Origin of the sequence: Dyadobacter sp. 32, from assembly GCF_902506755.1 — a bacterium.
GTDB lineage: Bacteria > Bacteroidota > Bacteroidia > Cytophagales > Spirosomataceae > Dyadobacter.
In genome coordinates this window covers 3,315,721-3,329,044 of record NZ_LR735258.1, presented here as the reverse complement: position 1 = coordinate 3,329,044, position 13,324 = coordinate 3,315,721, and the positions used below count along the sequence as shown (strand labels likewise).

The window sequence follows — 13,324 nt, the reverse complement described above, 5'->3', positions numbered from 1 at the left end:
TTGTAGGAGGATTTCTTGGCAATCACCATTTCAATTCTTGCCCTTCTTGCCACATTTTTTCAGGCTTACTTACAACGTGCTCATAATCAAAAATCGGTAAAACCGTTTGGTCAAATTGATCTCCGTGATATGGACGGTCACCTTTTCGTTGCAGTTAGCAACAATGGTGTGGGGCCGCTCATCATTGAAAACGTGGAATATATAAAAGATGTCCACAGTTATACGAAATTAAATGATCTGCTTACTATCGACATCGCCTTGTACGATAATGTCGCAATTGCAGATGGAGTTGTAAAGGTTTTGTATCCTGGAACACAATTACGTCTTTTTGAAATAGTTTTTAATCAAGCAGAGCCGCGCGACATGATTAAGCTGACATGTGCCGAATTAAGTCTATTGACTATACAGATTTCAGCAAAGGACATCTATGAAAATAAGATAACAATCATCAGAAATCTGGAATGGTTTGATCGCCATGTGAAGGGAAGTAACTGTTTTGCTCGCGTTGCAGTTGAGAATGTTGATCTTCACTAAAGAAGCCAAAGTACATACTGTATTCTAACAAGTTATGTAAATAAATAATCAGATGACAAATTCTCATCGTTGACAAATATTTAAACATTTAAAGAGAAGATGCTTTCTCAACGTACCGAGTAAGTTGTTAGCTTCACTAACCTTTCAATTAACCAAATGCCATCAACGCGCCTGCAAGTGCATTTGTATAATCTTTTGACAATTGTGGTTTTTGCTGTCGGAAAGAAATTATAATGTTTTTTTTCGGAAAAATTACATTTATACCAAATGTATTCTGATGCAACCGGATCGAACAATTTGTGAAGTTCTATGTTCTCAAATTCGGATATTCCTAGATTTTCAGCTTTTAATCGCATTTCGCTGAGGATTTTCGTGAATCTATCTTCATCTTTAACTAGCAACGAATCAAGGCTGGCAAGTGCGGGAGAGGAGTATGCTTCAATTTCATCGTCGTAATAAACCATGCAATCAATTTCGGAAGCTGATACATCTACAAAATTGAAAATTGCTAAGTTGCGTATTGATTTACAATTCACGTATCCGCTTTTAAACTTCAAAAAGTCTTGTCCCCATTTAGTTTGGTATGCTGGGCTCAATTGCCTCCAAGCATCGATTACCTGGTCCTGTATGGAGATACTACCATAGAATTTCCTTATGACTTCGGTTATGAGGGAATGGGGAGAGGAGATCGTCTGATCGAATTGTACTAAAGGATAAATCAAGCAAAATCGATCTAAAAGCGCATTACACTTTTGCTGATTAGTTAAATGTTTATTATCCGCCAAAGTTCCGGGTAATTCAATTTTTATGAATTCTAAGGCTTTAATGAAAGGATCAAAATCCAAGGAAACCTTCCTGCCATTCATTGAATCTCGGTGTCTTCGATAAAAATAGTCATCCGCAGTTCCAAATAAATGACGGGATACACTTACAGATCTTGGTGGGTCGCCTTGAATTTGAACTTTGGCAGTCTCCCACATTTTCCTTTTTCCTTTTGTGGGACGTGAGTTCCCTGTAAAAAATTGCTGATCTATTTGATCGCACAATAAACTATAAAACTTGTTGAATGTGGAATTAGGTACAATTTGGTCCATATAGGTTTTATTATCGTCAAAACATGTAGAAAAAGTTCTATAAGTTAACTGTAGGGATTTCTTAGCAAGAAAGTCCACGTTAAAAGTCTTTGAAAGTCGCAAAACTAGTGATTCGATCAACGATTCTGTGGATTGTGACTGATCCTAGCGTCGCGCAATATGATCCATAAATGCCTTTTCCATGCACCAAGGTTAGTTGGGGCTACTATTCCGAATCTTTGCTTGAACTTACGAAATTAATATTTTTAATCAACTTGGAGCCTTCAAAAAAACGAAGAAAATTCTCTACCTCACCCCAAATATTTTTTAGCTCCGGTAGCCAGCAAAACTTCATCCCAGATGAGGTTTGCAATAGATAGCTACCATTAGAAGGTTATTCTTATCTCTTTTCATATGTCAATTTCGTGACAAACGTGCGGTACGTGCGGCACGTTTGACTTGAGATATGAAATAAAATCATTTTTTCACTTTTGTATTGGTAATTCGATCATCCTTCTACGAGGTGACTTTGTATTTGTGGAAGATAAACATCATCCTCCAATTTGTTCACTTGATCAGGCATTCAATATCAAAATTCGATTAGCCAGTTAAGTAGATATATCTCGAACATCGATGAGATTGACATATGGGTAGAATACAATAGTTCAATACAGATTGAAAAGACGATGTTTTCCGAGTAAAGTAACAATTATGATAACCTGCAAGTGCACACAAATAAAAAGTAACTAAATATGGAAATCAGTATGACAAAGACGAAATCAGATCAGCACTCGGTAAATCAAATCCTCGAGCAATTTGAAAGAACATCGAGCGATTATTTTTCTCTAAAGGACTTTCAAGAAAAGTTGCGATCGGGAAAACAGCTTAAAATAAAGTATGGCGTCGACGTAACTGCGCCATTCTTACATTTAGGCCATGCCGTAAATCTCTGGATGATGAGATTGCTTCAGGACCATGGTCATAAAGTCCAATTTTTGATTGGTGATTTTACCACAAGAATTGGAGACCCTACAGGCAAGTCAGATACAAGACCAATTATCCCAAGAGACATTATTGAAAAAAATGGACTAGAATTCGTAAAACAAGTTTCCTCCGTACTGATAACCGACAATCCCGACCTATTTGAAGTTCGCCGTAATTCTGAATGGTTTGATCCAATGAAATCTTCGGAGCTTTTGGATCTACTATCTCTTGTCACTCATACTAGACTTATCTCCAGGGATATGTTCCAACAGCGTATCGAAGATAAAAAAGAAATATATATGCATGAACTAATATATCCTGTTTTGCAGGGTTATGATTCGTTTATGCTAGAATCAGATTTGACAATCGTAGGTTCTGATCAGTTATTTAATGAAATGATGGGCAAGTTCTATCAGGAGAAGATGGGTCAGAATTCACAAATTATTATCACTACTAAGATTACCCCAGGTTTGGATGGGAAAAATAAACAAAGTAAGAGTCTCAACAACTATATCTCACTAAATGAAGATGCTCGAGGTATGTTTGGTAAGGCTATGAGTATGCCAGACTCTCAGATAATTCAGTGGATGGAAGTCTACACCAATTTAGGAAATAGCGAGATTAAAGGTCACGAAATTGAACTGCAAAAAGGTAATAATCCAAGAGATATTAAGCTCGCGCTTGCGCGGGCATTGGTAGAAAAATATCATGGTGCTGCTGACGCAGACGCAGAATTTCTCTGGTTCGTAAAAACATTTTCTGCCAAAGATTTTCCAGTTGATTGCGATACTCTCCCTCTAACCGAAGGTCTTTATTCAATCCTGGATATAATTCATTTATATGACGCGACATCCTCAAAATCAGAGATTAGAAGACTTATTCAACAGGGTGCGGTTAAAATTGATGGTGTGAAGGTTCAGGACGTTGACTCCCAATTACGGATAAATAGTGGTGACGAGAAGTTGTTTAAAGTAGGTAAAAGAACGCATTTTAAACTAAAAGGACATGAAAATTGAAAAATCAGATATCAATGATTATACCGAGTTAGCAGGTACTTGTTCAGACTGGACATCGCGAAAGTCTCTTTGGGGAGTTGCTCCCGTGGCACCAATACATTTGGGGTTTGACTCGTTGGTTTTGCTCCAAAAGGAGGCCATCAGTTTAGGCGTAAAGCGCCATTATGTGATAATAGCTGACCTGCACGCGCTTATGACAAAGGGAATGACTTGGAAAGAAAATAGGGCTAGAAGCTACTATTATGAATTTTACTTCAAAGAAATATGCAAACTCGAAAATACTGATTTTCTTTTAGGGTCATTTTTTCAAACTCGGACAGATTATGTGGAAGAACTCTATTCTTCCATGAGGGATATTTCTCTTTCCAAGGTTAGAGAGACAATGCCATCCTCAGCAAAGAATCAAACTGTTTACTCATTCGTTGCTGTTTATGCATTGATGCAATGCCTCGATATTTTTCATGTCAATGCAAACTATGTACTTGCAGAGAATGCTCAAAAGAAAATATATGACTTGGTTCCAGATATTGCTAATTCGTTTATTCAGAGAACCGGAATCGAAAGAAATTTCACAACCGGATTAAATAAAATGAGCTTCGCGTATGTCAAACCTGCTTATGATATTTTAGGACAGAATTTAAATCTAAGCTCTTCAGGAAGTCGAATATCCATTCATGAAACAGACACATCGTTAATTAAAAAAATAAAAAAAATGTCAATCCCACCGTTAGGTGCGACATTTTTAGCTAACCCTCTTTTGGAAACATTTAAGTTTTCTGTATTCCCTTGGTTTGATGTTGTAAGTGTTAAAGGACTAAATGGATCTATTAAAGAATACTACGACTTTAAGCAGTTCGAGTCTGATTATTACAATCAAGTTTTTCATTCCATAGACGCTAAGAATGAGCTGTACTTGAAACTTAGAGAACGGATCTCAACAACACAAAGTTTAATGGCGAAAGGTATTACCAATTGGATCAACATAGATAAAGCTGCAAGCATATGAAACTTAAAAGCATAGAAAGGATATTGGTCGATTTTGGAGCAGAGAGTAAGATTTCGAAATCGTCTCACGGAACTGTATTTTGGGGAGTAGCTCCAACCGGTGATATACATATTGGGTATTTGCCCTATCTCGCAATATTGAAATCTTTGAAAAGTAGCGGGACTAAAATTTTAATTTTTATTGGGGACTTTCATGCATATTTAGATGATAGCAAAACGAAATTTGATGATTTACGCAACCGAAGTGAATATTATAAAAGTGTATTTATTAGCATGGGTTTTGAACAATCAGACATTATTTGTGCGAATGACGTGTATTTTACACAACCGTATATTAACCTCGTGTTTAAATTTTCAAATTATCTGCCTACCTCTGAGTTGCTACTTTATGCAGGCCTTACACTGAGACACTATAAAGAGAAAAATTACAGTTTCGGCGATCTATTATATGTCGCGACTCAGATAGCAGATATAGATTTTTTTTGTGTCGATTTAGTTCTATGTGGCGACGATGAAGCAGGGATCTATAAACTAGGTCTACCAATAATAAATAAATATTCTGGTCGAGATGTTGACCATATTTATTTAAAGGTTTTTCCTGGTGTTACCCTATCTGAAATGCATGCGTCGGATGATCCAAGTAATAAAATTTCAATTCATGAAAGCTTGGACAATATCGAGGCAAAGCTGAAATCGAGCCCAATTTTATTGAGTGTACTAAAAAAATATCTTCTTCCTTTGTTCGGCTATGAAGATGTCAAATCCTTAAAAAATGTATCTAAAAAATTGCATCAAATTTGTCATGGAAAATTTTGAAGATGTGTTAAGAAAAATACCAGTTTTGAGAGAAAGGTTTATTGGCCAAAAGAATAGGTTAATAAAATTATATGCAAGCGAAGTAGGGTATGATGAAGTCCATGTAGAATTTCTTTTTGATGACCTGCTTGCATTTTTGGACGGCTTTGAAATTCTTCAAAAGAAGATGTCCCTCGAGTGGCGCAAGAAAGAACGATTTTATGATCAATGGGGTGATACAAAGATCGCAAGGGCACCCTGGGGTAAGGTACTTATTTGCTCACCAGGAAATTCGGTGATTCCGCTAATTCCCATCTTTATTATTTCATTTTGCGCCATGGGTAATGGGCTTGTACTAGTACCAAGTAGAAAATCCATTAAGACGGCTACATTACTAATAAATATCATGAAAGATATCGTTTCATCTTTGAATTGGGACTTTTCAGTTATTATGAAGAATAGCGCATTCTCTCTTTGGGACACAGTGGGCTCAGAACAAATTAATCTTTTGTACTTTCAGGGAAGTTCATCAAGTCGTCATGACATTTATAGTAACTGCATATCCAAAGGCATAGATTTAATTTACGAAGGTGAAGGCAATCAGATAACTATTATAGAGGATTTGGAAGAGTCTAAAATTAATGATGTAGCTGATATACTCATTCGCTCAAAAAAATTTTGCAGAGGCCAACTTTGTACCAGTCCATGCGTGGTATTCATTCATTCGTTGGAACTGAGCAGGTTGTTAGAAAACGGGATTAAATTGGGTGATCACATTGTTGTAGATTTGTCAGATGAAATAGTGCGAGAACTCCTTGCTCAACCTCCGGCTTCTGAGATTCTTTATTTTATTTCTTACAGTGATTTTGACACTCTAATTAGCTTTCTTCGAATAAATTACAGATATGGCCTCCAGGTAACGTTGTTTTCTGGGCGTCCTGAATTATTAGAAAATAAGATAATTAATTTACTGCAAATTAGTCGACTTGTTGTAAACAAAGATCCAACATATCAGAATTCGCTTCTGCCCTGGGGTGGATATAGACAGTCTGGATTCAGTCAAGTGTTGAATTTTTTAGAGAAAGCTTCTAGAACTGTGGTTGTCGAGAGAGGATCCTAACAAAATGTCTTGATAGATTAATTGTATTATTTTTACAATATACTAAATGAAGGTCACTTACATTATTGGAGCTATGGGAAATCCTCTCTATCAGGGTGATTTCTTTGATCGGGGAGTTTATAAAACATTTGGTCAACATAGTTTCATCTACGATTTGGTTGTTGGTATGCAAAATCAAGGTGTAACAATTGATATTTTAGTAGATGATTTGAATAGCTTCCCTCTTGCAAACATTTTTTTAGAATTGGGTATATCTGTAACCCGATATCTATATAAAGAAATCGTTAGTTCAGATCTCATTTTGATAGATGGTACATCTTCAAATATTTTACTTGACGTGTATCTTAAAGGCCTTGTCGTAGGAATCGTTCATAATCATTTACATCAACATTCCCCTTTGTTTTACAGGCGTTGTAAAATAATCATGTGCATGACAAAACACGCACGCAAAATTCAGGGCGCTTACGTGAATGAGAACAAGGTTGTCGTAATTACGCAAGGAATAGATTTAGAGCGATTTAAACCGGTTTGTGCCGCTCGAAGAAACAGAAAAGTCTTGATTTATTCGCGTATGGATAAACACAAAGGGAGTATCTATATTCCGATAGTGGAAAGGCTTATTAAAAGGGGATTTGAAATTAGCGTGTTGGGTGACGGCGTCAATTATCGGTTGATGAAAAATGCTTTTTGCGAAGGGGTTGCTTTCCATGAACATTGTCCCTGTTGGCGAATTCATGATTTTACCAAAGATTTCGATGTGATCGTTTCAAACGGTAGAGGTGTTATGGAAGGGATGGCTTCTGGAAAAGTCACTATTGCAGCCGGTGTCGAGTACGGTGGATTAGTTGATACAAGTAACGTTAGTTTTTTGTTCGAAAGGAATTTCACTGGTTCCAATCAAAAGGATGCTAGGATTACGGTTGAAGAGGACATCGATAGAGGAATGAATCATTCTATGGCATATTACCGTGGAATCGCTGAAGAGTTGTTCGATGTCAAACACTGTATTAATGCCCTTTTTGCGCTGCTTTGAAAGTTGATTGTTCGTAATTCTTTTTTTTGAGAACTGTTTAACAAACATTCACGGGATATCAGTGACATTATTTGTTATTAACGTCATCCGATTCTGCTTGACCATAGGCATTAATTCCTTATATCATGAATATATTCCTATTAAGTATGTTCAACAGATGGGAGTAATGCTCACAGGGAGATCATCATGCAAAAGGATTTAAACCAAGAACCGCTGCTCGACCGTAAAACCGCCGCCCGCTATCTATCCGTTTCACCAGGTACGCTTGCCGTTTGGGATTGCACCAAACGCTACAATCTCAAACCGATCAAAGTTGGACGAGCCGTTCGTTACCGCCGTTCCGATCTCGACAAATTTCTTGAAGAACGCCTGATCCGGTAATCGTTACCAACTTCCGACCAGCCAATTCCTAGCTTTTATACGGAGACTGACATGAACATTGATCATGCCAAAGCTATTCCTATGCCCGAAATTCTGGCCAAACTCGACAGGCATCCAAGACGGATCAGTGGAGATAAGGCCTTATACCTCTCACCGTTACGCAACGAAAGAACACCCAGTTTCTGGGTCTATCTCAAAACAAACCGCTGGTACGATTACGGTGAAGCTGCTGGCGGCGACCTGATTGATTTTGTACGCCTCTATTTAAAAGCCAGCAAGGAAGACTGGACAACGCCAGATGCATTACGCTGGATCAGAAATATGGCGACAAATGATATCATCATTCCGCCAGTCCAATTTATGGATAAGCATGAAATCAACGATCCACCACTTGTAGTCAAATCAGCCAAGCACATCGAACATTTGGCGCTGATCCGGTATCTAGGACAAAGAAATATTGCCCTCACTCTGGCCAAAGAGCATCTGCAAGAAGTCCTGGTTGAAAACAAATTGTCCGGCAAAAGCTTCTTTGCCCTTGGTTTCAAGAATGAAGAGGGTGGATATGAATTACGCAATCCATTCTTTAAAGGCAGTACCAAACCGAAAACCATCAGTTTTGTGCGGAGTGATAATCCACCATCACAGCATATACATGTGTTTGAGGGTTTTATGGACTATCTCTCCGCCGTCAGTCGGCTTGGTAAGGACTACCTTGACGGTGACAGCATTATCCTCAATTCCATTGCCTGCCTTCCCAAAGCCTATCCATACATCCGCAATTACGGATATCGCGTTGCTTATAGCTGGATGGACAATGACAAAGCCGGGGCAAATGTATCTCGCTTGCTGTCTGAGTTTTTGAAGACCCAGCACGATCTCCAGCATATCCGCATGAACAATCTTTATGCGCCTCACAAGGATGTTAATGAATGGCACGTGGCATCAAATCCAGCTCCCGTCAAAGATCATTTATCAAACCGGTGAGCTTAGCACCATTATTCATTCTCTCCGGTATCAGGGTTTAAGTCGGTGATGATATCCGGTGGCACTCACTGCACCAACAAGAATTTTCGCCTGGCTTCGCCATTCCCCGCCCAACCAAAATTCTTGCCGTCGGTTCGCTTGCACACCGGATTATTCCATCTCCGAACCCTGACACGGGAGGAGAATAGAAAATTTCAAATTCTCAATCGACCATTTTGAAACATTGAAAGGAGCAAGACTTGATCCAGGAACCTCAAACCCAAACTGACATTTACGCACGTGTGACCAACAAAATCATGGCTGATCTTGAACGAGGAAATTTGACATGGCGTCAGCCCTGGAATTCACAGAACATGTCTGCAACAGTCAATCTGCCTCTTCGCTGGAATAACATTCCGTACACCGGCATCAACACCATTCTGCTCTGGGCAACCGCCGCTGAGAAGAACTATCCGTTGTCGCACTGGATGACATTCAACCAGGCCCTGGAGATGAAAGGTGCAGTCATAAAAGGTGAGAAGGGAACCCAGATCGTCTATGCCGATCACTTAATCAGAGAAGAAGAAGGTAAGAACGGTCAAACAGAAACCAGAAAAATTCCCTTCTTAAAAACTTACACTGTTTTCAATGCGTCACAAATAAATGGCTTACCTGATCAGTTCTATGCGGCACCCGAACCAAAACAGGATAATCGTCCGCAGCGTATCGCTGAACTGGAAGAGTTCTTTGCCAATACCAAAGCTGACATTTATACAGGGCGTGAAGCATCCTATTCGCAATTGTCTGACCGTATTCAAATGCCACCGGTTGAAAGCTTCAATACGATTGAAGATTACTACGCGATTTTAGCGCATGAAGTTACCCACTGGACAAAACATCCAACGAGATTGAACCGTGATCTCGGCCGTAAGCAATTTGGGGATGAAGGATATGCCAAAGAAGAACTGGTTGCAGAAATCGGAGCCTGCTTTCTGGCAGCGTATCTTGGTTTTGAACCGATGCCGGAAGAGAGACATGCAGCTTATATTCAGCATTGGCTCAAAGCACTGAAAGACGACAAACGTTTGATCTTTTCAGCAGCATCCCATGCTCAAAAAGCCGTTGAATTCGTCCGTTCCCTTCAACCTTCATAGGAGAGAAGCATGTTCGTAAATCTTTCGACAATTGATTTCGTTGAGATCAAATCTGCTTTATTAGGTCTGTCGATATATGCTGTCAGCATAGCGGAACGTACGTGCTGGCGCTTATCCCTGATTTTTACTGCATAAAAATCATCTTCGACTCCGCTTCGCTACGGGGAGCTGTCACCTCCTTATCCGCTATTTTTGCTTACATCATCAACAACCAAACAAAGGAGATTTATTGATGACAACCGAAACCCAAAACGAAAAGAAATACCCGACACATACAGTATACTTCCTGACAGACAAGCCAGGAACTGACAAAAAAGACTGGAACAAAGCGGGTGCTGCTTGGATTCACGTCGATAATGACGGTATGACCGTCTCACTGAATATCATGGGCCAGCAAATCCCGTTGGTCATCCGTAAGTATAAGCCAAAAGATTAACAAGTAAGCTGGGCAGATTGCTCTGCCCAGCTTACGCCCTTACTGCTTCTCGATCCAGGTAAATCTTCTTTCAGTAAATGTGAGTAATAGATAACTACTTGGCAATCTTGCAGCTAATCTGTTGAATTATTTAATGGTAGGGAGATAGTGAAATTTAAATTGATCAAATGTGTTAGCATTTGACGGTAGATTCCTGGAAAATGTTAAATCGATTAATTTGGAATTAATTTTCTCTCTGCAATCCAAAAGAAAATATACTGCTTCTGAGTTAATCATCTTATTATCAATTACCCTAGTAATATCTGGACAAAGTATTCTAATTTTTTGCTCTCTTCGATCAAAACTCAGATAAAGTTTTCCATCGGATGGGTTCAAAATAAATTTAAAGTCATTCACACGTATCAAAGAATTTAAGTCATTAAGCTTATTCTGGTCCAGAGAAGCTCCTTCAAATAATCCTTTCACTTTTATCGTATCACTAAAATCTACATTTTTATTGATCAAATATGTGGCAAAATTAGAGGATAATAATTTATTGTTGTTAAGAACTGAGATAGATAAGTCGATCTCATCTATTTTTGACGAGTAATTAAACAAACTAGAGTAAATTGGATCTAGCATCAAGTTTCCACCCATTAGCGATTGCTGGCTTATAGAATATTGGATAATACTAAGTAGTTTCAGAAGTCGGGATTCCAACAAATCTTGATTGACCCCGTTAACCGAATTGCTTATTAAATATTCGTCAAGAGAAAGTGGCTTAAAATTACTATTGCTTCCAGCTGTTTCAAAGTAACGTCCAAAGGTTAGCAGCATTTCACTAAATTCTTTAAGCATTTCATAACTGTAATATTCATCCAATGCATTATTTACTTCAATTGGATTTAAATCAATCATATTACTAATTGCATACAATGGCTTATTGGAATCTTTGGTGCCTGAGAACGGAAACATAAGTGCATAGAGCGAATGTGATAAAATGTCAGAATAAAATTTCTTAAACAAATCTCTAGTTGGATTATAAATGTCCATTACCTCAACTTGAACAAAGCTTTCATCTTTGAGTTGTTGATTGGATTTTACGAAAAAATATGATAGATCTTTTCCAATCGTGAAATCATTTAAGCCCTCCAAGCATTTTTGGCAAGTTGCGTTGTAATTAGTCTCTAAATCAGAATACTTATCAAATTCTATTTTTCTTTTTACCCAGATATCATCTAATGTTTTACACGCTTGGTAATCCTTATATAATAGGGCCGTTGCCTTAGTGTTCAAATTATTCACTTTCCAATTTAGTCTTTCAATCTGGTTTCCGGTATATTGAAAGGATAAAACCATCGTCTTATACATCCTGAAAACAACATTCGCTAGAGTATCTATCTTGGTTTCGATCCTATTTAGATGGCTATCTACTCTATCAAACCTTTGATTCATCACATCGTAAATTTGACTTAACATTTGCATTTCTGGGCTAGGTGTGGGTTTAGAAAAAAGACCTCCGATTCCAGATATAATGCTCGCAAATCCCGAAAAGTCACCGGCATAAACCCGCGCAATACCAGTTACAATGGATAAACCATGAACAAATTTTGCTACATTTTTTGCGTCTTTTCCCTTCAATATGCCGGAGCTTGATAGAACTTCAAAGCCAACGTTCGCATAATTCTGAACCGTGTTAGAGACGCTAATAATTGTTTCTTTTGTCTGAATCTTCTCTAATTCGCTGATCAGTTTAGTCTTTTCTGATTCCTTGAATATGTTGTTAAAATGTCCGTTTTTTAGCGAATTTAATTTTTGACCAGTATTTAGATTTTGAAAAGTGTATCCGCTTAGTATATCAATTTGAAAGGAATTTTGCGCTAAAAGGGTACCGTGTTCTTCCTGCTTGGATTTCAAAAGATTGAGATCATTTCTAACAAGATACATTTCTGATTCTAGTACTTTGATTTTTTTTTCATTAGTGACTACTCGATTTTTTATATCGTCTAATGTTTCAAATACTTGCTCTTGATTTTTTAATAGGGATGATATCGAATTCCCTAGTTCTTTGAAATTATCATCAACCTCACGTGTGATTTTTTTCTGATAGATGTCTAACTTTGTATTTACTTCTTGTTTCACTAATTCGTACTGGTTCAATATTTTTAGATCCAGTAACTTGATATCTTTTCTATTTTTTTCGATATAATTATATGCTATTTTTGTCAGTTCTTTATTAAAAATTCCGTATTGTTCTCTATCTAGCGCAGGGATATCAGCGTGAGCAAGTGCGAACATTGCATTAAAAGTGCTTTCGTCCGTAGCCTGACTAACATTTATTCCGTTTGAATACAATAGATTAACTCTGTCTGAAATAATTTTATCTATTTGATCCTTATGATTGTTGATTCCCTGATGAATCTCATTGTCCACATAAAGCTCATAGCCTTGTTGAATTGCTGGAGTAAGAAAATTGGTAATGTGCTTTGTCGGAAGAGCTTGTGCGTAGTTTCCAAGAACACTTAACCCATACTTACTAATCTCCTTTCCAGTTCTCCATAAAAATTCTTGTGATTCATATTGCTTTTTAGTCTTGCTCAATGAATTGTTAAAGTCATTGACGAAAGTCTCAACATCATTTTTGGATTCTAGTTTGTTTTTTGCTTGCTCAGTTTTTATCAGACTTTTGAATCTGTCTGAATTATTTGATGAGTTCAACTGCGTATTTACGGAATTTATAATCTCGCAAGATGAGTTTTTGATGTCATATACTAGATAGTTTTGAACCGCGTTTTGGGCGGCAGAAAATCTACTAAGTAATAGAAGTCCTAGTATAAATTTTTTTTTCATG

At 37.7% G+C, this 13,324-nt stretch carries 12 protein-coding genes; 10 read left to right on the top strand and 2 right to left on the bottom strand.

All coding sequences use genetic code 11. The features are described 5' to 3' along the window. Window positions 1-15 precede the first annotated feature (15 nt). Window positions 16-534, top strand: coding sequence for a hypothetical protein (locus tag DYADSP32_RS13585; RefSeq protein ID WP_149242228.1), 519 nt, complete (start codon window positions 16-18; stop codon window positions 532-534). 107 nt (window positions 535-641) lie between these two features. Here DYADSP32_RS13585 and DYADSP32_RS13580 read toward each other — a convergent pair whose 3' ends face one another. Next, window positions 642-1,628 carry a hypothetical protein gene (locus DYADSP32_RS13580; protein ID WP_149242229.1) on the bottom strand — a complete coding sequence of 329 codons (987 nt, stop codon included), beginning with the start codon at window positions 1,626-1,628 and terminating at the stop codon, window positions 642-644. 731 nt (window positions 1,629-2,359) lie between these two features. On the opposite strand from DYADSP32_RS13580, the gene tyrS reads away from it, so the two are divergent. The 9 genes from tyrS (at window position 2,360) to DYADSP32_RS13535 (ending at window position 10,494) form a co-directional block, all read left to right on the top strand. Beyond that, complete coding sequence (gene tyrS / locus DYADSP32_RS13575; protein WP_414617747.1) at window positions 2,360-3,607, top strand: tyrosine--tRNA ligase; 1,248 nt, start codon at window positions 2,360-2,362, stop codon at window positions 3,605-3,607. Next, window positions 3,597-4,613, top strand: coding sequence for a hypothetical protein (locus DYADSP32_RS13570; protein WP_149242231.1), 1,017 nt, complete (start codon window positions 3,597-3,599; stop codon window positions 4,611-4,613). The genes tyrS and DYADSP32_RS13570 overlap by 11 nt, the downstream gene beginning before the upstream one ends. Continuing rightward, complete coding sequence (locus DYADSP32_RS13565) at window positions 4,610-5,428, top strand: hypothetical protein (RefSeq protein WP_149242232.1); 819 nt, start codon at window positions 4,610-4,612, stop codon at window positions 5,426-5,428. The genes DYADSP32_RS13570 and DYADSP32_RS13565 overlap by 4 nt, the downstream gene beginning before the upstream one ends. Next, window positions 5,415-6,527, top strand: a complete 1,113-nt coding sequence (locus DYADSP32_RS13560; protein WP_414617746.1) for an aldehyde dehydrogenase family protein — start codon at window positions 5,415-5,417, stop codon at window positions 6,525-6,527. Before DYADSP32_RS13565 ends, DYADSP32_RS13560 begins: the two co-directional genes overlap by 14 nt. 46 nt (window positions 6,528-6,573) lie before the next feature. Continuing rightward, the gene (locus DYADSP32_RS13555) at window positions 6,574-7,560 is read left to right on the top strand and encodes a hypothetical protein (protein ID WP_414617745.1); all 987 of its coding nucleotides are present in this window, start codon (window positions 6,574-6,576) and stop codon (window positions 7,558-7,560) included. Between the two features lie 186 nt (window positions 7,561-7,746). After that, window positions 7,747-7,941, top strand: coding sequence for a helix-turn-helix domain-containing protein (locus DYADSP32_RS13550; protein ID WP_149242235.1), 195 nt, complete (start codon window positions 7,747-7,749; stop codon window positions 7,939-7,941). A 51-nt stretch (window positions 7,942-7,992) separates the two neighbouring features. Further along, window positions 7,993-8,925 carry a toprim domain-containing protein gene (locus DYADSP32_RS13545; RefSeq protein ID WP_149242236.1) on the top strand — a complete coding sequence of 311 codons (933 nt, stop codon included), beginning with the start codon at window positions 7,993-7,995 and terminating at the stop codon, window positions 8,923-8,925. A 296-nt stretch (window positions 8,926-9,221) separates the two neighbouring features. Then, on the top strand, window positions 9,222-10,058 hold the full coding sequence (locus tag DYADSP32_RS13540) for a zincin-like metallopeptidase domain-containing protein (protein ID WP_149242237.1): 837 nt from the start codon (window positions 9,222-9,224) through the stop codon (window positions 10,056-10,058). Between the two features lie 229 nt (window positions 10,059-10,287). After that, on the top strand, window positions 10,288-10,494 hold the full coding sequence (locus tag DYADSP32_RS13535; protein WP_149242238.1) for a hypothetical protein: 207 nt from the start codon (window positions 10,288-10,290) through the stop codon (window positions 10,492-10,494). Between the two features lie 126 nt (window positions 10,495-10,620). On the opposite strand, the gene DYADSP32_RS13530 is transcribed toward DYADSP32_RS13535, so the two are convergent. Further along, window positions 10,621-13,323 (bottom strand): hypothetical protein, encoded by a 2,703-nt coding sequence (locus DYADSP32_RS13530; protein ID WP_149242239.1) that lies wholly within the window; start codon window positions 13,321-13,323, stop codon window positions 10,621-10,623. Window position 13,324 lies beyond the last annotated feature (1 nt).